The sequence below is a fragment of the Planctomyces sp. SH-PL14 genome, assembly GCF_001610835.1.
In the GTDB taxonomy this organism is placed as follows: Bacteria; Planctomycetota; Planctomycetia; order Planctomycetales; family Planctomycetaceae; genus Planctomyces_A.
Genome location: NZ_CP011270.1, coordinates 7,883,199 through 7,903,826, shown reverse-complemented (window position 1 = coordinate 7,903,826; position 20,628 = coordinate 7,883,199). Strand labels below are relative to the sequence as shown.

Annotated in this window: 18 protein-coding genes and 7 tRNA genes; 11 read left to right on the top strand and 14 right to left on the bottom strand. The window is 62.1% G+C overall.

The window, feature by feature from the left end; translation table 11 throughout:
• Positions 1-17 precede the first annotated feature (17 nt).
• The 5 genes from VT03_RS30440 to VT03_RS30430 all read right to left on the bottom strand — a co-directional run bounded on the left by VT03_RS30440 (position 18) and on the right by VT03_RS30430 (position 2,588).
• Positions 18-1,127 (bottom strand): slipin family protein, encoded by a 1,110-nt coding sequence (locus VT03_RS30440; RefSeq protein ID WP_231870558.1) that lies wholly within the window; start codon positions 1,125-1,127, stop codon positions 18-20.
• A gap of 392 nt (positions 1,128-1,519) precedes the next feature.
• Positions 1,520-1,595, bottom strand: a tRNA-Leu gene (locus VT03_RS30435).
• A 106-nt stretch (positions 1,596-1,701) separates the two neighbouring features.
• Positions 1,702-1,773, bottom strand: a tRNA-Cys gene (locus tag VT03_RS33920).
• Positions 1,774-1,994: 221 nt separating this feature from the next.
• A tRNA-Ser gene (locus VT03_RS33915) sits at positions 1,995-2,076 on the bottom strand.
• Between the two features lie 438 nt (positions 2,077-2,514).
• Positions 2,515-2,588 (bottom strand) — tRNA-Asp (locus VT03_RS30430).
• Positions 2,589-2,800: 212 nt separating this feature from the next.
• On the opposite strand from VT03_RS30430, the gene VT03_RS30425 reads away from it, so the two are divergent.
• The 9 genes from VT03_RS30425 (at position 2,801) to VT03_RS30395 (ending at position 10,857) form a co-directional block, all read left to right on the top strand.
• Complete coding sequence (locus tag VT03_RS30425; RefSeq protein WP_075096476.1) at positions 2,801-3,625, top strand: hypothetical protein; 825 nt, start codon at positions 2,801-2,803, stop codon at positions 3,623-3,625.
• Positions 3,626-3,875: 250 nt separating this feature from the next.
• Entirely contained in the window at positions 3,876-4,115 is a 240-nt protein-coding gene (locus VT03_RS30420; RefSeq protein ID WP_156514863.1) for a helix-turn-helix transcriptional regulator, read from the top strand.
• Positions 4,116-4,236: 121 nt separating this feature from the next.
• Positions 4,237-5,769 carry a DUF3987 domain-containing protein gene (locus tag VT03_RS30415; RefSeq protein ID WP_075096474.1) on the top strand — a complete coding sequence of 511 codons (1,533 nt, stop codon included), beginning with the start codon at positions 4,237-4,239 and terminating at the stop codon, positions 5,767-5,769.
• 209 nt (positions 5,770-5,978) lie between these two features.
• Complete coding sequence (locus VT03_RS33910; RefSeq protein WP_156514862.1) at positions 5,979-6,191, top strand: hypothetical protein; 213 nt, start codon at positions 5,979-5,981, stop codon at positions 6,189-6,191.
• Between the two features lie 52 nt (positions 6,192-6,243).
• Positions 6,244-6,453 carry a hypothetical protein gene (locus tag VT03_RS33905; RefSeq protein WP_156514861.1) on the top strand — a complete coding sequence of 70 codons (210 nt, stop codon included), beginning with the start codon at positions 6,244-6,246 and terminating at the stop codon, positions 6,451-6,453.
• A gap of 617 nt (positions 6,454-7,070) precedes the next feature.
• Positions 7,071-9,053 (top strand): hypothetical protein, encoded by a 1,983-nt coding sequence (locus VT03_RS30410; protein ID WP_075096473.1) that lies wholly within the window; start codon positions 7,071-7,073, stop codon positions 9,051-9,053.
• A 215-nt stretch (positions 9,054-9,268) separates the two neighbouring features.
• Positions 9,269-9,547: a hypothetical protein gene (locus tag VT03_RS30405; RefSeq protein ID WP_075096472.1), complete on the top strand. Its 279-nt coding sequence runs from the start codon at positions 9,269-9,271 to the stop codon at positions 9,545-9,547.
• Positions 9,548-9,681: 134 nt separating this feature from the next.
• Complete coding sequence (locus VT03_RS30400) at positions 9,682-10,194, top strand: hypothetical protein (RefSeq protein WP_075096471.1); 513 nt, start codon at positions 9,682-9,684, stop codon at positions 10,192-10,194.
• A gap of 144 nt (positions 10,195-10,338) precedes the next feature.
• Positions 10,339-10,857, top strand: a complete 519-nt coding sequence (locus VT03_RS30395; protein ID WP_156514860.1) for a hypothetical protein — start codon at positions 10,339-10,341, stop codon at positions 10,855-10,857.
• 119 nt (positions 10,858-10,976) lie between these two features.
• On the opposite strand, the gene VT03_RS30390 is transcribed toward VT03_RS30395, so the two are convergent.
• The 4 genes from VT03_RS30390 to VT03_RS33900 form a co-directional block, all read right to left on the bottom strand.
• A complete protein-coding gene (locus VT03_RS30390; RefSeq protein WP_156514859.1) occupies positions 10,977-12,041 on the bottom strand; it encodes a WD40 repeat domain-containing protein in 1,065 nt (354 codons plus the stop codon).
• Positions 12,042-12,873: 832 nt separating this feature from the next.
• Positions 12,874-13,677 carry a hypothetical protein gene (locus VT03_RS30385; RefSeq protein ID WP_075096468.1) on the bottom strand — a complete coding sequence of 268 codons (804 nt, stop codon included), beginning with the start codon at positions 13,675-13,677 and terminating at the stop codon, positions 12,874-12,876.
• A gap of 651 nt (positions 13,678-14,328) precedes the next feature.
• Complete coding sequence (locus VT03_RS30375; RefSeq protein ID WP_075096466.1) at positions 14,329-15,540, bottom strand: putative sensor domain DACNV-containing protein; 1,212 nt, start codon at positions 15,538-15,540, stop codon at positions 14,329-14,331.
• Positions 15,541-16,699: 1,159 nt separating this feature from the next.
• Positions 16,700-16,900 carry a hypothetical protein gene (locus VT03_RS33900; RefSeq protein WP_156514857.1) on the bottom strand — a complete coding sequence of 67 codons (201 nt, stop codon included), beginning with the start codon at positions 16,898-16,900 and terminating at the stop codon, positions 16,700-16,702.
• Between VT03_RS33900 and VT03_RS30365 the strand changes: the two genes are divergently transcribed.
• Together VT03_RS30365 and VT03_RS35300 are read left to right on the top strand one after the other, a co-directional pair.
• On the top strand, positions 16,889-17,356 hold the full coding sequence (locus tag VT03_RS30365) for a hypothetical protein (RefSeq protein ID WP_156514856.1): 468 nt from the start codon (positions 16,889-16,891) through the stop codon (positions 17,354-17,356). The two genes, VT03_RS33900 and VT03_RS30365, sit on opposite strands and share 12 nt — an antisense overlap.
• Before the next feature lie 84 nt (positions 17,357-17,440).
• A complete protein-coding gene (locus tag VT03_RS35300; protein WP_082846847.1) occupies positions 17,441-18,748 on the top strand; it encodes a tyrosine-type recombinase/integrase in 1,308 nt (435 codons plus the stop codon).
• On the opposite strand, the gene VT03_RS30355 is transcribed toward VT03_RS35300, so the two are convergent.
• The 5 genes from VT03_RS30355 to VT03_RS30340 all read right to left on the bottom strand — a co-directional run bounded on the left by VT03_RS30355 (position 18,709) and on the right by VT03_RS30340 (position 20,355).
• Positions 18,709-18,780 (bottom strand) — tRNA-Val (locus tag VT03_RS30355). The two genes, VT03_RS35300 and VT03_RS30355, sit on opposite strands and share 40 nt — an antisense overlap.
• A gap of 36 nt (positions 18,781-18,816) precedes the next feature.
• Positions 18,817-18,899 (bottom strand) — tRNA-Ser (locus VT03_RS33895).
• A 34-nt stretch (positions 18,900-18,933) separates the two neighbouring features.
• Positions 18,934-19,004 (bottom strand) — tRNA-Gly (locus VT03_RS30350).
• 387 nt (positions 19,005-19,391) lie between these two features.
• Positions 19,392-19,754, bottom strand: coding sequence for a hypothetical protein (locus VT03_RS30345; RefSeq protein ID WP_156514855.1), 363 nt, complete (start codon positions 19,752-19,754; stop codon positions 19,392-19,394).
• Positions 19,755-19,893: 139 nt separating this feature from the next.
• Entirely contained in the window at positions 19,894-20,355 is a 462-nt protein-coding gene (locus tag VT03_RS30340) for a MarR family winged helix-turn-helix transcriptional regulator (protein WP_075096462.1), read from the bottom strand.
• Positions 20,356-20,628 lie beyond the last annotated feature (273 nt).

Genomic DNA, 20,628 nt, shown 5'->3' with positions numbered 1-20,628 from the left:
TCGGAAAGCAACGTTCTCTACAGCAGGTTGACCACCTGGTCCGCCAGGCCCTTCTCGCCCAGCACGACGCTCAGCTTGCCACCCGCTGCCACCTTCTCGAGGACCTCCAGCTCCCGCAGGCGCATCAGGACGGGGTTCTCCGCCAGCAGCTTGGCCGTGTTGGCCTGGCTGCGGATCGCCGCCGTCTCTTCGCGCCGCGCGATCAGGTTCGCCTCGGCTGCCTTCTTCGCCTCCGTGACCTTGTTCATGAGGTCCTTCATGTCCCCCGGCAGGATCACGTCCCGGATACCGACCGACGCGATCTCGAGGCCCAGCTCGCCGGCGCGCCGGCGGACCGCCTCCTCGATCTCCTTCGCCACGGCATCCTTCTCCGCCAGGAACTGGTCCAGCTCGCGCGTTCCCACCACGCCCCGCAACACAAGCTGCGTCTCGCGGTAGAGCGCCTGCCGCACGTCGTCCGCCAAGCTCGCCGCCTTCCGCGGGTCGACGACCTTCCAGGTCACGACGGCGTTCAGCCGCAGCGTCACCTTGTCGGCCGTCATCACGTCCTGGCCGCCGACGTCGATCACGGTCTCCCGCAGATCGACCTCGACGACGACCGCGTCCGACTCTCCCTTCCAGAAGGCGTAGAGCCCCGGAGCGAGGGTGTCGACGTAGCGGCCGTCGATGAACAGGACGCCGGCGTGGTCGCGCTGCACGGTGCAGACGTCGAGGACCCGCTGCGCCATCGCGGACCGCGCGATGAGCTTGAGGTCGGCGTGCTCGAACCGCACGCCGCGGGCATCGACCACCTCGACGCGGACTTCCTTGAGGCCCGTCCAGTAGGCGTAGAGACCCGCCGGCAGGACATGGCTGAACCGGTTCTCGATCCAGACCAGGGCCCGCTCGTGGTCCTTGAGGTCGAGCACGATCGCCCGCCCTTCGAGAGCCCCCGACCGGACGATCAGGTCGAGCTGCTCGTGGACGAGCCACGGCTCGCGCCGCGAGACGACGTCCACGTGGACCTCGCCATTCGGATCGGTGAACCAGTGCGTGCGGGGCTCCAGCAGTCCGCGGAACTCGCCGTCCCGGAACAGGAGGCCGACCTGATAGCTGCGAATCTTGAAACGCTTGAGGAACATCATCATCCACCTCCCCTTTCGGAGGACCAGCCGCCCGGAGCATCCGGCCCCGGTCTTTCTGCGCACACGCGCTTGCTTGAAGAAACACCCCAGACAGACGAGACAGCTGCCGATCACACGGATCGCGGCGGAGGGCGGTTGAGCCGTGGCTTCGATCGGTGCCGAGGCGTCTTCGAGACCGGTCTTCGACCCGAGGCGAACCGCGGGACTCATCGATCGGACCGTAGACGCCCCGTTGCCGAACGAGGCTCGCGGCGGACTCCGCGCCCTTCAGGGCCGCTGGCCATGCTGCCTCGCCGCGGCGAACCGCAACACAGGCCGATCCAGCAGACGCTCTTCTCCCTGGGGCTTCATGGTGGAGGTCTCCTGAGAGACCCCCGGGTGCTGCCGGTGACTAGCCGGCGTTGGTACGGGAGTCGAACCCGCGACGTCCAGATTCTGAGTCTGGTGCTCTACCTGCTGAGCTAACCGCCATCGATCCCCTCCAGTCACAAACCATGTCCGGAACAGACGGGCCGAACCCCGGGAAGGGGCGGCCGTCCGCCGCTGGAAAGAGGGGGCAACGGTTCTTGCCTGAAAGAGACGCTGTCGGGAGTCGAACCCGCGCGGGGCGGCTTTGCAGGCCGCCGCCAGACCGTCTGGCATCAGCGTCGTTGAAGGAGCCGCAGCTCCGTCTGTGGAGCCGCAGCTCCGATGTCCTCGCCAGGAGTCGAACCTGATCTACGACCTTCGCAAGGTCGCGTGCTGTCCCTCACACTCCGAGGACGGTTGTCAGTTGTTGGTTTTCAGTCTTCAGTTTTCCGCGGCGGAAGTTGGAGATCCCTCTCTTGAGCCGTGATCATCGGCGTTCATCTGTAGCCCAGTTCCTATGAGCGGGAGGCGAGGGACTCGAACCCTCATGGCCCGGAGGCCGCACGGCTTAGCAAGCCGGCCCGGCAAACCGTATCCGGCTCCCTTCCTGAAACTGATCGCGGGGCGAAACGCCAGGCAATCGAAAGTGCGTCGGGACGGAGTTGAACCGCCACAGCCTGAAGGCGGGTGGGTTACGGCCACCAGGGCTCACCAATGCCCAGCCGACGCAAGTTGCTCAATGAAATGGACGGCACCGCTCTCGACCCGAGCAAGTCGGATGGAGTGTGCATCCCGAAAGTTGATGTTGCCGGGAGGGCGAGGCTCCTGCTGAGCCGCGGCGGTGGCCGACGCGCTCGATGATTTTTGGACACAGGCCAAAGGAGAGACTGGACGCGGTCAGGAGCCTGCGCGGCTCAGCAGGAGCTTCGCCCTCCCGATTCCCGCCGATCACGCTTCACCGCCCGAGAGGCAGATCACTGACTTTCCAGACGCACACACACTCCCGCGGCCCTTCTCCGCCCGCACGGCGCGAGCGAAAAGGCGTCCCCGAGGGGATTTGAACCCCCGATCTCCACCGTGACAGGGTGCGAGTACTCCGGGCTACTCCACGAGGACTTGATGTCTCTCCGGCGATGCTTCTGATCCCGAATGACTGACAACGGACGACTGAAAACTGACCACTCAAAAAAACTGATCCCGGATGGACCTGAAACCTGCTGCGATTCCCAAGGGAAACAGGGCCGGTTTCGAATCTGCACACTTCGTTGCACACTACAGGCGGCCCGGGACGCATGTTCTGGACCCCGTCAGGATGAAAGAGGTTCACGATGAAGGTCAGCGACTTCGGCGGAGACGTCGACAAATGGGCGAGCTACGCGAAAGGGCTGCTGTCTGAAACTGCGTCGCGAAGGGCGTGGGCCGAGAAGCTCGGCAAGGGCCGCGAGCCGCTCGACACCCTCTTGGAACTTTGGCTCTGGCTCTCGAATTGGGGGCCGAGCCAGAAGGACGCCGATCCGGACGATGCGACCAGCTACGCCCTTGAGGAGCTGCCCGAGTTCCGTGCGCTGACGAACATCCTGGCAACGTGGTGCGACCATTCGCGTCAGTTCGACACTACGCCCTTCCTGGGGGCGTGCGACGCCTTGGAGGCGATCCACGACGCTTCGCCGGTCTCTGGAGAACTGCGGCTGATTCCGGACCGTCTATGGGACCGCTGGCATACGGCTCGCGACGTCGCCCACATCCTGATTCGCCGCATCCGTCTGCAGATGGTGTTTCATCCGGACTCGCCCGAAGAGGAGGCGCAGATCGACTTCAAAGGCACGATTGATCGGATCGGAGACGAGTGGAAGGACGTCATCGCCACGGGGCTTCTGTTCCACTCCGGCGGCAAGATGACCAACAAGGCCATCTCCGATCACCTGGGGTACGATGATCAGTCTGGTCTGAAGCGGTTGAGGATCTTCAGCTTTTGGGGGTCCAGCGAAGTCGACCCCAACGACACAGACAAGAGGACGGTGCCACGGGTCGACCGCGTCATGAGCTGGATGGAGGACGATTGGGGACGGATGAAGCGTCAGGACGCTCAGGAACTGGGCGAAAAACGTCGAAGGGCCAAGTCCAGAAAGAAGCCCAAGAAACAACGCTTCTGAATCGCATCGGACCCGCCAAATGGCGGGTCTTTTCGTTTCCAGGGCAGTCCAGATGTGCGCCCAGGCGTTCCGAAACGCTTACGTCGATCTTCGAGATTGACCCAGGTTTTATCAGGGGAGCCTTACATAACTTGCGCCGATTCGGGAACGACTGGCGTCGACGCAACCCCTTACGGCGCGAAAACCAGAGGCCACAGTCCCGGGTTCTATAGAGGGACACTCAAAGACACCAATCGAACACGCGATGAACATGAAATCGATCCATCAGACGCCGCCCGCCACCCATGCTGACACGCATTCGGCGGCGGACCTCGCCAAGCGAATCGGGATCTCGCTCCGACAGGTTCGCCGAATGGACGCGGACGGAACTCTTCCGCAGCCGGTTCGTTTCGGGAAGCTGAAACGATGGACGCGATTGTCGATCGACGCCTGGCTCGCGGCGGGCTGCCCGAAGCGGAAGCCCGGCAAGGCGACGACGCAGTCCGCGTAACGGCATCGTCCGCAGCACCGTAAACCACGGGGGTCATGTCCCGCGGCGGCCGGGTGGGTTCTTCGCCTTCCCCACTCGGCCTTCAAACACTCTCTCAGGTGAACGGAAGGCAACGAGCCAAATGGATTTTGAAAGCCGCGACCTGTCGTTTCTCGCGGGCAACCCATCGTCCCGATTCGACAAGCTCTTCATGCGGGCGTCGATCAAGGCAATCGCACGACTGACAAGGGAACGTGATTGGTCGGCCGATGAGCTGAGAGACTACGTCGACGACCACAGCGGCCATCGCCACTACGGCATTCCCGATGAGGCGAGCTTCGATGAGTTCGTCTCGACCATGTGCAATGAGTTCGAAATCGAGCCGGGTCAGGACGGACTCCCCCGCGAGTTCTACGGACACGCCGGCGCCCTGGTGGACTTCGCCTACTACACCGTCCGGACGTCCCCGCGTCCGCAGCCCGTCCTCGCTCTGCTGGGGGGCATCTGCCTCGTCTCGTGCCTCATCGGCCGCAAGATCAAAAGGTCGCTGGGGGCAAAGGGCAACATCTTCGTTGCGACGTTCGCGAAGTCCGCAGCCGGTAAGAACCGCGTGTTGGAGGCGTTCAATGAGGTCGCCACGGCCGCCGGTTGTCCCGAGTACATCCTGCCAGGCGACATGACGAGCGATTCCGCGTTGGCAGACGCCCTCAGCACGCAACCGGCCGGTCTGTGGCCCCTCGACGAGTTCGGGAAGTTCCTAAGGGTCGCCAACGACGAAAAGGCGTCCGGCCCCCTCGTGCTGCTGATCTCTCTCATCATGCGGTTGTTCACGTCCTGCGGTCTCCGCAACTTCGTCCCGAAGAAGTTCGCCGATTCAGACAAGGACCGCGTCATCGACATGCCGCATTTGGTGATCTATGCGACCGGCACGCCGGAGTCGCTTCGATTCCTGACGGCGGAGAACAACCGAGACGGATTCAACTCGCGGTTCGTGTTCTACGGCGACGACAGCTCGCGACCGCTCCACCAGAGCGTCGAAGCTGTCCCGATCCCGGAGCCCCTCCTCAACCGGATGAAGGTTGCGGCGAAATACCGGCCCCATGAGGGCGACGTGACATGGGAGCCCGGCGAGATGCGGACGATTCCCGTGACGCCGGAAGCCAAGCTCGCTTGGGAACGGTTCCGCCGCCGGTGCGACGTCCTGGCGGCCACCTACACCGAGGACGAGGGAGCTTCGATTTACGCCCGAGCCGCGGAACGGGCCAGCAGTCTCGCCCTCATCTTCGCGGCCTCACAGGTCCCCATCGACCGAGACTTCAGCATCGAGAAGGCCCACATGGATTGGGCGATCGCCCTCACCGACTGGCTGACCGTTGCAAACATGAAGTGTGCATCGAAGGTCGGCGAGAACGAACGTGAGCGAGACAAGGCGGCCATTGTCGCGTTCATCACTGAGAAGGGACGCGGCGGAGCGACGCAGTCACAGGTCACCATCCGGTTTCAGCGAATGGGTGCCCGCTATCGCTACGAGTTGGTCACCGAGCTTGAGGCGACGGACATCATTCGGAAAGTCCAGACGATGAGCGGGAAGAGCAGGACGGCGACCTTCTATGCCGCCGCGTTCGCTCCGGCCGAGCCGGTCGCCGTCGGTGAGCTGGCTGCCGCAGCCTCGTGATGAAGTCGTTGAAATGTGTGAAGTCGTCGGTGATGTAAGTCTGTTTTCTAGAAATACATATAACGACTTATACAACTTCAACGGCTTCACACGGGCGTGTTTTCTCTTCTCAAACCCACATTCAACGGCCCCTCGGCGGGAACACATACCCGGGTGAAACCGTTGAAGTCGTTGAAGTCGTTGTCCATTCCAACCCCCAGGAGTTCGAAGTGAACGTTTCCCGAATCAAGAAGCCCAGCTCGTTTCAGGCTGCAGATGCGATGCGAGAGGCCGCCCTCGTGCGGAAGCTCGAAGTCGCGAAGGCGGACTTGAGGAAGGCTCAGGCGGAGGCCACCGCAGCGAAGGCTGAGGCCGCAAGGATGCAGGCGAGGTTCGACGCCGCCAAGTGGCCTCGGAAGCCGATCTCTCGCCTGCCGAAGTAGTCGACGCTCTCCGGTTCGTCCCTCTTCCACTTCCCTTTCAGGACACCAATGAATGCCCGCAGTACAGGTTCACGCCGAGGGTTTAGGTCTGGTCACAATCCCACTCGGTTCGATCTCCGTTGTGCGCCGAAGCCCGACCGGGACTGCCGTCCTGGTTCTTCAGACCGGTTCGGAAATCAACACGAAAGACGCCTACAAGGACGTCAGCGAGAAGATGTGCTCGGTCAAAGTGTGGGGCATCGTTACGACTGAGCAAGCCTGACCCCTAGCTGCGTTGTTCGTGGCCTTGCTCGTTCCGTCCACGGACCGCCTCGAAGCAGTGTTCACAGATCAAGACGGGAGAGGCGAACGCTTCCGATATGTCGTTCCATCCCCCTTGTTCCACTCGCACGCATTCACAGCTTCCGCACCACGCAGTTTCCTCTTCGATCTCATCGCCCTCAGAGGATGGAGCGTCCGGCTGGTAGAAGCCGAGGCCCGAACCGCGGGCAAGATGCTGACACACAAAAGCACCGCGGCACTCGCCGTGTGTTCCACAATGAACCGTTCCAAGGATCATGGAGGCTCGCAAGAGAATGGACGAGAAGGCCGCGTTCTCCAGCAATCTAGCCGACCCGTTCAAGGCGTTCCATGAACGCAGAGGAGCATGAGCGGTTCGCGGGTCCTTCCTGAGCCGAAACGCTTTTCCCTCTACGCCAGCGAGGTGCCCACCCTGTAGGTATTTACACGCGTAAACAAATTCCAGCATTTCGCGAAATCGGGGCTGCCGGCGACACGCAGTCGCCGCCCACCGCATAGGCGGTTTCAGGCCACAGGTTTTCGAGTTCCACGGGGCCTACGGTCCGCGCCGAGCCCCCCATTTCATTCAAGGAGTCTTCGTTGTCTGAACAAGCCCCGGCGGGCTCAATTGAGAGCGGGAAGGCCCACGTAACGTTCGTCGCCGTCGACGGCAAGCTCGACAAGTCGCTGACGACGATGCAGAACCGCCTGAAAGCGTTCGGCTCGTTCGCGACGAAGGCCGGGGCACTGCTCTCCGCGGCCGGAGCGGGTGCCGCAACCGGAATGCTGGCCCTCTCGAAGTCATACGCCGACGCCGGCAGTGCAATCGACGACATGTCCCAGCGGACGGGCGTTGCCGTCAAGTTCATCAGCGAGCTGCGGTATGCGGCCCAAATGAGCGGCACGAGCATCGAGGCGTGCGAGAAGGCGATCGTCGCCATGTCCCGTTCCCTCTACTCCGCCGACGAGGAGTCAAAGGGGGCGGTCGAGTCCCTCCGGAACCTCGGCCTTTCCGTTGGTGACCTGAAGGGTAAGAGCCCCGATCAGGCACTCCTGGCCATCGCCGAGGCTCTGTCCCGCGTTGAGGACCCGTCGAGACGGACTGCTCTGGCCATGAAGGTCTTCGGTAAGTCGGGAACGGAGCTGATCCCGATGCTGTCCGGCGGACGGAAGGGGATCGAAGAGCTGGTGAAGTCGGCCGAGGAACTCGGCATCACGATGACGACCGAGGACGCTCAGGCCGCCGCGGCCCTCGGCGACGCTCTCGACGAGCTGCAAATGGCGATCGGCGGCGTCAAGAACGCCATCGGGGCCGCCGTGGCCGGCGAGCTGACGGACTGGATCAACTGGTTCAAGGAGGGAATCCCGCAGGCGACGGCCTGGTTGAAGACGCACGAAGATTCAGTGACGACCTTCGGCAAGATTTCCGCCGGTGCCGCGGTCGCTGGATCGGCCCTCACTGCCTTCGGCATCGCGGCGACCGGCGTCAGTCTGGGCTTCACCCAAGTCGTCAGTGCCGCTGGCGGGGTCATGAAGGCCATGAAGGGCATCGGGGCCATCGCGAGCGGCGGAGGGGGATTGCTCGCCATTGCGGCGATCGCCACCGCGATCGGTGCGGCAATCGCTCGATGGGCGAGTCAGACCGAGGAGTACAACAAACAGCTTGCCATCTCCAAGCGGCTGAACTCCGAGCTTGAGGACGTCGATCGCAAGCGGACGCAGAAGTCCCTCGACGACAACCGGGCCAAGACCAACCTTGGGGACCGCCGGAAGGACATCGCCGAGAAGATCCGGATGGCCGAGGTCGAGCTGCAAGGGTCTGTCGACGGAGTGACGAACGCCGAGAACAACCTGAAAGAGAGCAACACTTGGGGAAACTGGGCGCTGGACAATAGAGCCGGCTCCTCCGAGCTGGACTCCCTTCGCCAAGACATCAAGGACGCCGAGGCGAGACGCGATGCCAATCGCGAGAACCTCCAAGCCCTTCGGGATGAGGAGACCAGGATCAAGGACGAGCAGGCCGCGACGGAACCCAAGAAGGCGTCCTCCCTCGACGTAGCCAAGAGACTCGGCTTCAAGGCATTCAAGAATGCCTCGTCATGGGGGCGGAACATGTCGACCAAGGCGGTAGGACTGGCTGAGGCTACGAAGCCCTTCGTAGAGAGGTCCGTTGCGGACTTCGACCAGATGACGTCCGAGGCGGACCAGATCCGCGAGAGCAACGAGACGCCGGCCGAAAAGCGTGCCAAACGTCTTAAGCGGGTCGACGACCTGCGGACCGGCGGTGTCCTCAGTGACCGCGACGCCGCGATGGAGCGGGCAAAGATCGGTTTGGAGGCAGCACAGGAGAAGACTGCCCAACTCGAAGGACGTGTCCAAAAGCGAGAGTCCCTCAACCTCGGCATCAGCGACGACCAGAAGAGTTTGCTGGCGGCTCAGGCCGGCAAGATGAACGCCGAGGACCAGACCGCGAAGAACACGGCGGACTCTGCCCGGACGCTCGACGAGCTTCTGATCGCGACAAAGAACCTCAATCAATACCTGACGCAGAACGGCGTCGCTCTCGTCGAAACAGACGGCTGATCGAAACACGTCCGGCTTGACCAGCCGGACACGCCTCCGCCTCGAAGGGGGTCCGGGCGGAGGCGGATTCACCGGGGCGGCTCTTGTGGGCCGCTCCCCTCTCGGGCCAGTGCCGGCCCCACGCTGGAGACTCGCTTTGAACATCGCCCGGCCGCCACCACGACTGGCCATTCCTGAGTGTCCGTTCTCACTCCTATTCCGTGAAAGGCTTCCCTGTGTCGACTGCCCCTTCCATCTCCGAGCTTCCCAACCCCCAGACCGCCCCGGAGGCGTTCGAGACCGCATTGGAGGCGTTCGCCCTCCGCGTCGAGCCGCAGACGTGCGAGGTCATCGAACGGTTCCGGGCGATCCTGAACAAACTCCCGCTGTCCGCCGCCTTCCTTCGGTCGGAGCAATGGCGGTCGCTCGTCGGTGATCCGCTGTTGGCTGAGAACCGCACGCGGACGGCCGACATCAAGGCCCGCCTCGAAGAACTCGGCTCGCCGGCAAACTGACTCTCGCCGGACGACCGGCAACCTCTGTCACGGCCGAGGCGTCCTCGGCCCGAAACCCTCTCTCTTCCATATTGGAACCTCTCATTACCCAGCCCAGTTTCTCCACGCTCCCGACCGTCCCCTCGCCGGAATGGTTGTCCGACTCCCTCAACCAGCTGCGCGACGCCGTTGCCGCGGAGCGTGCGGCGATCGAAACCAAGCGAGCGGCCGTTGTCGCTTCGCTGGAACGCGCTCGCTCGGCCGACCTCGCGTCGTTCAAGCCGACGAAGTTTGAACTCCTCCCGCTGCTGCAGGCCGAGTATCAGTTCCGCCGGTCACTGGACGGCTTCGTCAAAGACCTCGTGGCCGAGTGCCGTGCCTACGAGACGACGTGCGGGGAAGACGCCCAGGCGGCCGAGAAGGCGATCCGCGACCGGCTGCTCGATATGGGCTACCTCGAACTCGTCAATGGTGCCCCGGCAATGGGAACGTATACGCCGGACATGCTCATCCGCCACCCGCACGTCCGCGGGGCCAAGGACAAGCGGGACGGCGTCGCCGGCGAGATCGAGGGATATCTGTCGCTGATGCGGACCAACCAGCAGGAAGTGGCGACCCTCACGAGGCGGCTCGAAACGCTTCGTGACGCCGCGATCCTGGCGGTGTAGCCCGTTGATGACCCGACGCGAGGCGAACGACCGTGGGATCTCCTGCGGTCGTTCCCCGCGTCCGGGGTTCTTGCCCCGGACACAAACACACTTCCCCGCCGCGGTCCCCCTGGCTCTCGACCGCGGCCATCACACGGAGCCCCAATGGGAACACATTCGCGGCATTCGACACTCCCGGTCGTCCCGGCGGCGGAGTGGCTCCCGCGTTCACTGATTCAGGAACGGCGGGTGGTTTGGTCGTTGCGAGAGGACCTCGTGTTGAACCGGCAGGAGGCCCCCGAGGGCTCGATCCCTTCCCTCATGGAGCAAGAGATCGCGTTCCGGACCGCCTACGAGGGTTATGTCCGGAAGGTCCTGGAGACGGCAAAGGCTCGTCTCGACAAATGCGAGGCCGAGAGGGAGCCGGCCGAGGAGGCCGCAAAGGTGAAGCTTCGGGCGGCCGGGTTTCTCGACCCGATTGAGGGACAGCGAATTCCGGCCGCGTACTCATGGAGGATGGTCCGACGCCACCCAATCGTCCGGGCGGTACTTCAGAAGCAAAATGATCTCAGGTTCTTCATCGAGAAGCGTAGAGCGGCCCGCGTGGCAAACCTCCGGTGGTTCGTCGAGCTCACGTCCAAGCTGCGGCGACTGAGGTCCTCGGCGTCCGTCCTCGCTGTGTGATGCCCTGAAGCCGTCCGCAGAGTTGCGGACATCTGATCTTTGGCAACTCGGATGATCGCCGCTGCCGGTTGCTCGCCGGCGTGCGGGGGGATAAAGGCTATCGGTATCGTTTTCGCGTCCTACTCGTCTGAAACTTCGATTGTTCGCAGGTCCGTCCCCGTCTCGGCGTCCAACAGACAGACCGCGTCACCATTGCACCACGCCACCCACTTTCCATCCGGCGAGACTTGGATGCTGTAAGGAGACGTCATTTCTTTCCACCGGAAGGGCGTCTGGAATCTCCACTGGACATGACCATTTTCCAGCCGGGACCGAACTGTCTGCCCCTGCCCTGGCTCGTCGAACACTTCGATGATGGCGTCGCGGTTCGCCGTGCCGACCCCGAAGAGAGCCCCCGACGTTGTCTCGCGGTGCAGCATCACATCCTTCTCAAAGTCGACGACCCACCGCGTGCTGGTGTTGACGCCGTTAGGCGGGGCGGGAAGGCTGGCAATTCCGAAGAGATGGAGAGGCCCATCATCGGCGGCAAACACCGCTGTCGTCACGCGCGGGTTGGCAATGAATTCGCCTAACGGAAGTTCCGCGGCGCCGAATACGTCCCACGTTTCGAAGTCCAGCACCTCCACATTGCCTCGGGAACAGAAGGCCAGCCGACGTCCGTTCGGCGAGACAGCCAAAGCCCGAATCTCCCCCTCGCGTTCGAGGGAGCGAATCTGCTTGCCGCTGGTCACGTCCCATTCGCAGAGCTGGTACTTTCTCAGGTCTGCGTTATCGGTTCTGCCGGACGAGGTCAGAAGACGCTGGCCATCTTTCCTGAAGATCGCTTCGCGGTTTAGAGGCTGATTCGTCCGGTATTCCACGATCGGATCGGCCGACCCGCGCCGGAACAGTTTGAAGCCCTTTCCATGTACGCCCGCCGCGATTAGCGACGTATCGGTGGGGGAACAGAGGACGCAGGTGAACAAGTCTTGGTGGGGATCTCCGAACGTCTCCAGGAGCTGACCGGTGGCGACGTCGAAGATTCGCAGTCCCCGGCCGCCGACCGCAATCTGTCTTCCATCCGCCGAAAAGCTGAGGCTCAACTTTGACGAAAAAATGCGGCCGGCGGCGGCCACCGGATAAAACAGGAACGACGTCAAAACGGCGGCAAGACACAACACGCCTCTTGCCCAATGACAACGCATCTCGGCTCCTCCGATTGAAACACGGCCCCAACCATCCTCTGGCAACTGCCCAGGCACACGCGGGTGTCTTGGAGGTCTCGGATTTTACCTCACGAAATGGGCTCCCGCGACTCATTCGCCCGGCGAGAACGTGCGGGCCAGCGACAAAGGTCGCTGCTCTGATCCTGGCCAGCGAGAGACTCGGCACCGGGTGTCGATCAGCAGCGGGTGACGCAGCTCGCGTTCTAGTCGTGCTGAACCGTCCGCAACTGCGGACCCTGATCTGTGGTAACTTGGATGATCCCCGTCGCCGGTTGGTCGCCGGAGTGCGGGGACGTTAGGAGCACAAACAGGGTATGGCGTCGAGGAATAGCATCTGACTCCGTGACAGGGAGGCTACGATGACCTGCAGGGGGTGTGACTTGACCAGACGAATTCGATACGCCGTCCTGTGTGTCGTCGCGATGCTTGCGTACCCACTCTTATACGCGCCTCTCGCCCGCCTGATTCAGGGCTCGGACGATTCGATCTCGGCGTTGCCTCTTGAGGCCCGTCGCCGACTGGTCAGGGAGACAAGTCCTTGGGAGCAAACATTCTTGCCGGTCATGATGCTGCATGATGGGCAACATCGCGTGGCGATATCGCTGCTGCGTTGGAGTGACCTGTGGGGAGTGGGGTCATTTCACGTCTATCGGTCAAACAAGCGAATCGCTGAACGGAGTGCTGCCCCTTGAGTGACGCCGAGAATCGCCCCAGACAGAGGACCTTGGCGGACGCGGTTGGAATCGCCTTCTCGTCGGGTTCCTTCGATGAACCCTGTCCCGGTCGAAAGGCCGGGCTGGGGAGGGGATTTTCAAAGGTCCCTGAGTGATGCACCGTCATCTTCAACCGCGGCTGAATTCAATGCGTAGAGCTTTCCTCCCAGCCACGCGTACACGGGCTTGGCGACTCCACGCGCCTCATTCATCAGTTCTATGAGACGCTGGATCTGGCCGGGGTAGAAGGCGACATAGATGTTCATACTGCCGTAAAACTGAAAATGCGCGCTGGCCACTCCTAATTGGTCCGGTATCGAGAACTGGTAGGTGAACACCTCCGGATTACTTCCAAGACGCGGTTTTCCGTCGAATTCTTCGACGAACTTCCTTCGTCCAACGTCATCCGACTCCGACCAGTGCCCATCCTTGGTCGGAAAGTCGAACAAGTATTTCAGTGTCCCTCGAAATCTTTGTCCAAAGTGGCAGAGGTGCATTCCGTGTGCGATTCGCTCGAAGCACCTTGCCAAGCGGGCGTAGTCTGGCTTTCCCCAAGTTACATCTAGGAACGTCCCAGGCGAGACTTCAAGCCATTCGATCGTTTGGTCCGACAGCGCCTGGTCCAGCAGGCCGAAAGAACTACGGAAGATCGCCCTGTTGACCTTTGAGAACTTGTGCAGAATTCCAACTCGGTTGTTCCCTGTCATGCCGGCCAAACTTGCCATCAGGAACTCATCGTCGGCTGACTTCCCGCTGTTGTGTTCGTCGCAGGAAGGGACCGTCAGGAGGTTGACGCGGTGATTCTCGCCGATGTCCTTCATCTCGGGGAAAAGACATCTCGGGGGGACGTGCTCCCTCGACGTGGCTGGCCGGTCGCACATGTAGCAGGCAGCGTCTTCCATCAATTTGCCTCGTCAACAACGTACTGAACAACAACCGACACTGCCGCGAATTCACCTGGTCACCTGCGACGAAAGATTATCTCTTCAGTGGCTTGCCGGGATCTCGCCGTAACACGGGAAGGTTCTTGCCTGACTTCTAAAACGCTCTGCCCGATAGACTCATGGCAGACCTATAGGTTCGCAGGCCAGTCCCGGAATTCATCCGGATGCAAGTCCACGGTGGCGTAAGCTCCCAACGACCGCGCGGCGGGCTTAGTAGGAAGCAACTTGACAAGCACGCTAATTCGTTCCTGAAACCGTGTCGAACCTGCCGGTAGTAATTGGCCGCCAAAGGATGAGCCTGCCTTTCCATTGTCTTATGGCGGAAACGACCCCATCCTCGGAAATTACAAAAACACAACTGTTCGGAAGGCAGCTTGCTAGCCAAATCGCGGAACGATGTCGCGTCCCAAGTTCTTTGGATGAAAACGGCTCAATCATTGAGGCCGATGCATCCTTTGCACGATATACCGACACCTGCTGCACATTCTGAATCTTCGAGGAGAATGAGTACACTTGCAGGCCGGTGCCGAGTATCAATGCACCGTCAGGATGGGCCAAGAAACTCACCGCGTCTATTGCATCGATTAATTCGCCTGCTCGAAGTCGCCATTATTCCTCGGCAGCTTCATAACGTCCGGTCGCTCCTTTCAGCGATGCTAGCCATTGCAAGTGCCGATATGAATACATCATGGAAGCTTTGTCTCTCAGGATTGCCCCTGTGCCCGTCAGCCAAATATCACTCATGGCTTCGTCGGTTGACGTGTCGTACTTGGCACCGGGCCTCTCACAAAGTTCGCCTCTACCTTTCAAGTATGACTCAACGGCCGGCCAGCCGATTGACACGCCGCGATCAATTAAGCCGCCCGATGCCAATGCCTCCAAATCGTTGTTCCCAACTATGGCGATGAGCCCACCGTGGCCGCTCTCCGCACACTTCGAAACGAGGCGGTGCGTAGTGTCACGGATGGATGAGTCGGCGAAATGCACATCCAGCTTGTTTCCGTCTAGGAATCGCCTTATTGGGCCGTCGTCCGAAAACACTTGTACAAAATTCTCGAAGAACACGCCTCGTTTAAACTCACCCAAGCGAGTATTGGCGTATTCGGCAATCAGGTGTCCCGGGCCGACGCTCCGTACAACCAAGCCCCGCGGAGGCCGAGAGAAGTCGGACGTGTTTAAGTCATTGGTCGTCCATCGGTACAGCGACCTGTCGCGAATTCCTATCCCCCAAAGTTTCAATGGCGGGCCTTGCTCAATCAAGAAGTTTGATTGCGTTGGGTCGAGCCCGGGAGCCAATCTCGCCAGTACGCGAGGTGTCACTTCCTTGCTATCCTCGAATCGCAGAATCTCACCTCTGTGGCGAGGAAATGCGCCCGGGGCAATCAGCTCTAGTCTAATCGGATAACAGCGTCCTTCTTCCTCTTCAAGGCTCCCGTAGAACGCCAAGTTGACCAACTTACGAACGGAAGATGAAATCAAAATCAGGCCACGGGCGGCGGCCTTTTCTACAATTGATTGCGAAAACTGGTCCGCATCCCCAAACGTTACCGATTCTGGATCCAGAACTACGGGCTCAGGCATGTCTAGTCCGGTTGTCCAGTTTTCGCTGACCTCCTTGGCGCAGGCGGATCGAGCAGCTTCTTCGCGTTCGAAGTTTTTCTGCGTGTCAGGGACGAGGCAGTCGCCCTCCCTCCTGTATGCGCTTCCAGGACACTTTCGAAAGTCGGCGGGGAGTTCGAATGCCTCGACGTCTCCGGGGGCGGCATTCGCCGAGTGGACGACACTAAAGCTGCCGTCCGTGTCACGATACGCGAATGGCATGTGGACCCTTCCTAACACGGGGTGTGGCCGAAGAATACCCCCGGCCTCCGTGTGGGGTAAACCGGCTTCACAACGAAGCCTGGAGAGCGACTGTGCCTATCCGCGAGCCTTACGTTTCGCCGCAGTAGCCTTGTACGACTCCGCCGCCGTCTTGATCCCCAGGCTCTTGGCCCTTGCGGCGTCATCTGCCTGAACCTCAGCATCTTTTGCCACCCGGCCAATTGCTGACAAATGGGCTCCGCTGGCCCTCGACCAATGAAGCTGTAGCGAATCAATCCCCGAAGCCCTGGCGTCCGCAATCGCCTTGCGCAGCCGCCCAGCGGACCGTTCAAGGTCCGCGGCCAAGGCTTCAATCTCTGTCAGCGTGACGGTGGAACGCGCCAAGTTTGCCCCCTCTGTTCAAAAATCCTAGAGACGGCAAGTAATGAACGGCAAATCACTTACGCACTGTGTGGTGCATTTGTGAAAAGCACATAGTGATTTTGTGCTTTCCGCAGGGGGGAAAGGGCTCTATATTCCCAGCCAACACGCCACGCTGGTTCGGTGAAGGGACCGGGGTGGAGGGCAAAACAATCGATCGGGCGGCGTGCTGGCCGTCCGATGCTCCGACCCCGCGGTCGCCAAGCTTCACCCTTGGCGGCCAGCGGGGTTTCTCTTTTGAAGGGAGGTCGACAGATGATCGACACGGCCGAGCCGGCCCAAGAATCGAGCCTCGGGGAGGCCCGCATCACAGTGGGAAAGGCGTTCCACGGGCAGGCCGGCGTGTCCCGGAACGCGGCCGGCGAGCTTCGCGTCTGGATCAGGCCGAAGGCTTTCCGATCGCCGCCCGGAGCGTCTCCTGCGGAGTTCGTTTCGTCCGTGATGCGTCAGGTCTCCGGGCGTTCCATTGCGGCTGCTGACGAGATCGCGGAGGCCGCTGGCCTCGACGCTGGGCTGCCCTCGCTTGTCCCTCGTTGGGGCTAACGCCACCGCTTCGAGATTCGGGGCTACGAGAGCGTTGAAATCCTTGTCCACAACGCTGGCAACCAAGACGAGGCGTTGGTGATGGCCCAAGAGGCCATCGGCAGCATGTTGGACGCCCGGCGAGTCCGCGAGGTCACGTTTCCCGCGGGGGACGTGTCAAAAGAAAAGGCCGCGGGGACGTTCCCCACGGCCGAAGTCACCAGTCTCCGCCGAAGAGTTTTGCCGACAACGCGGCGGAGACCAATTCACGGAGTTTATCCAGATGATCGACGTAGTGAAACAAGAAAAGGTTCTGAGCTTGGAAGAGGTCCAGCACATCATCGACGACACGTTCGATGGCGACGTGCGGATCGAAGATGTGGGAGAGGGCTACCGAGTCCTGAAAGTGCGTCGCCATTCGGACATCTCCGGGGCGAGTCCTGCCGACTTCGCGGCAGAAGAACTCAGGGCGCTCGCCGGCTTCTGCCTGACGGCGGCCGAGGCCCTCGACGTTGCCTCCGGCTACGGTCCGGAAGTCGACTTGGCGGTCGGCCGGGATGATCGTCGTCTCGTTCAGATCCCTGGGTTTGAGGACGTCGAGATTCTCGTATCCAACTCGTTTGGAGACGACGAGGTTGCGGTTCAGAAGGCCCGCGAGTGCCTCGCCACCCTGACGGCCGGTCGCCCGGTTCGGCGGCCCGCGGAGAAGCCTGTGGAGCCTGCCGGCCTGGTCCGGCTCTCCAAGGTCGGCCGCCACGAGTTCGACATTGCCGGCGTCACCGACGTCCGCCTCGTGGTCCTGAATCAGGCTTGCCCGGTCGCGGCGGAGCAGGAGGCCCATGAGGCGCTCCGTTCCATCGGCGTCCGCATCTGAGGCGGCAGGTCCCATCGGCTATTCGCCCCGGCGGCCCTCGCGGCTGACGGGGCGTTTCTCTTTTCCCAGCACAACGGAGTCTCGATGGCATCTCTCTCAAAGAATCGCAACGCCTGGAACATCCGCTACGTGGACCGCGACGGAGTCCAGAAGTCGTTCTATCCCGGCAAGATGCCCAAGAAGGCGGCAGAGGGGGTCAAGCGGCATCTGGAACAACTGTTGACCTCTCAAACAGCCAGCACGGCGGTCCCCGCGGAAACGGCGGCCTGGGTTGCGGACTGCGGCGACGTGATGCGGCAGAAGCTCTACACGCACGGCTTGATCGCAAGGCCGACCGCAGAAGCGAAGCCGGTCACCATTGGGGGCTTCACCGCCGACTACATTTCCGGCCGTGGCGATGTGTGCGAAGGGAGCAAGGTCCTCTGGAGACGTTGCCGTCGCTATCTGGTGAAGGTCTTCGGCGACGACCGCCCCATCGAATCTGTCTCGCTGGGGGAAGCGAAGGACTTCCGACACTGGATGCTTCGAGAGGGCAGGGGGCCGGGCCGCGGTTTGTCCGAAAACACGGTCCGCAAGATGTGTTCGATCGCCAGTCAGTTCTTCACCGACGCAGCCGACCGCGGGGTCGTCAACCGGAATCCGTTCATTCACCGCGACATCCCTCGGACTGTCCGGGAGAACAGATCGCGAGACTTCTTCGTGACCCGTGAGATGGCTGACAAGGTCCTGGCGGCGTGCCTGGACGACGAATGGCGGCTTGTGTTCGCCCTGGGCCGATTCGGAGGTCTCCGCTGCCCGTCCGAGCATCTGTCACTTCGTTGGAAGGACGTCGACTGGAAGAAAGGACGGATCGTTGTGACGTCACCCAAGACTGAGCGACACAGCGGAAAGGGAAGCCGGACCATTCCCCTGTTCCCGGAGCTGCGTCCGCTACTCCAGTCGCTCTACGCCGCGGCGGAAGACAAACGTGGCTTTGTGATCACGCGGTATCGAGACCGGAGCTGCAACCTGCGGACGCGTCTCCTGCAGACGATCCGTCGCGCCGGCCTGGAGCCCTGGGGCAAGCTGTTCCATAACCTGCGGGCCACCCGAGAGACCGAACTGGCGGCCGAGTTCCCCATTCACGTCGTCTGCCAATGGATCGGACATTCAGTGCAGGTCGCCAGCAAGAACTACCTCCAAGTCCGCGACGAGGACTTCTCCCGGGCGACCGATGCTGCACACTACTCTGCACACTTGTCAGTGACTGCCGGCGACGGTCCGAGTGTGCCCGACGGTGACACCCACATGGACGACGCCAAGCAAAAACCAAGAAAGCGAGGAAAAAGCCTTCCCTCCTTGAAGAGAACTAGTGATCCCGGATGGACTCGAACCATCGTTGCCTGGATGTAAGCCAGGAGTCGTGGCCGCTGGACCACGGGACCGTGTGCGCGTGCGCGTCTGTGTCAGAACTGTCGAGGCGGAAGCCGTGGGACTCGAACCCACAACGGTCTGCACCGCGCCTGTTTTCGAGACAGGGCCCTCATCCGGCCGGATGACTTCCGTGGTGATTCCGAAGTGATCCTTCGATTTCAGGAAGCGCCCAGCGGGAGTCGAACCCGCACGACCGCTCTGGCAGAGCGGCAGGCCGCCGTTACATCATGGGCGCGTTCGGATCGGCAACGGCCCGCCTCGCGGACCGGTCCGGTGTGAATGGAGAACCGGCAAGAAAAAAGCCCGGCGTCGCGATGACGCCGGGCCGGGGAGTTCTGCTCCACGGAGGGCCGGACATCACCGACGCGTCTCGCGATATCGAGAGTCCTCGCCGGAACTCACGACGGCGCCGCAGGGACCGAAACCGCATAGGGCGCTGGTCTGTTGCAACGTCGAACGGGGTTGTGAGCACGACACGGGGATTCTCCAACGGGACCTGGCCATCGTTGCGGCCCGCCGCCTACGAGACGCCCCGCGTCCGGCGAAGGTTCACGGAGATTGCCCCATTTTTCCGGACGGCCGGGACGCGTACGGCGCGACGGGGCCGCATGTCCCGCCGGCTTCACTGAGGCCGCTGGTCGAACAGGTTCACCGTGGGATGGACGAAACACCGGTCCATGAGGATCAGCGGCGCGAAGAAGACTCCGGGCGGGTTGGCACTGAACGTCCACGAGCCGTCGATCTGCGTCCGGCTGTGCCAGCGGCAGAACCGGGGCTGCCACACTTGAAGGTCCGACACCGACAACCCGCCGCCGTAACGAAGCCGCCCCGACGACGCGCTTCCGTACCCACCGCTCGCCGACAGCGCGACGTACACGCCGACGTAGAGGGTTGTCGCAATAAGGAGCCACCGGATGCGAAGCGTGGCCGCCGATCGCGCGGGTCGCGACTGCAAACCAACAGGAGGTGAGGGGGCATCCGGCATTTCGTCCGCGCTTGGACACGATCTCCTTCAGACATCTAGAGACGGCCAGGCCTCCGGCGGGCAAGGGGGCCAAGAAGACAACACGGGCCCCCTTGCATCCCCCACCAGGGTACCCCTGGACCCGGTACTGGGTAGGGTCTCAGCCCTTGTCGCCGCCGCAGCTCGCGTGCGCCTGCAAGGTCTCACGCACCGCCGACAACAGCCGCGCCAACTCCACACGGTCCGCCTTCGGCAGCTTCGTGAATGCCGCGGAATACTGCTCAAACAGCGGACACAGGTTCTGCTTCGCCCACTTCAGACCTGCGGGGGTGAGCCGGACCATCGTCGCCCGACGGTCGACCGGATGCGGCTCCCGCTCGGCGAACCCGTCCGTCTCAAGCCCGTCAACCAGCGCCGTCACGTTCCGCGGCGAGACCCCGAGCGCCTCCGCAATACAGGTCATCCGCTGCGAGCCGCCGCAGTGCAGCAGGCTCATCAGCCGGGCGCGGGCGGGACTCGTCCCGATCTTCTCGCAGTGCGCATCCATCCACCGCTCGAAAATCCGCGAGGTTTCGTGGAAGAGCTTTGGCAGGTCGACGAGGGGATCAGGTCCTGTTGACATTACTGAAATGGTACATTATGTATCTGTGCATTACAGTTCGCCGCAGCCGCGGATCTGACGTCCGAGTTCGCTCCCCAGCCGTCCGCCAGGGAGTCCGGTGCAGACCGCGTCGGCGATCTTCTGTGTACCGCAACCATCCTGACACCGCCACCCTGTTGTGCGGACGAGCCGGCCCATGTGACCGGCTCGGTGACTGTTGTCTGTGCTGTTCGGATTGTACGCCTGTCGGTGCGGCGGCCTGGAGCCGTCTGGCCGCGGGTCCGCAGCTTTTGT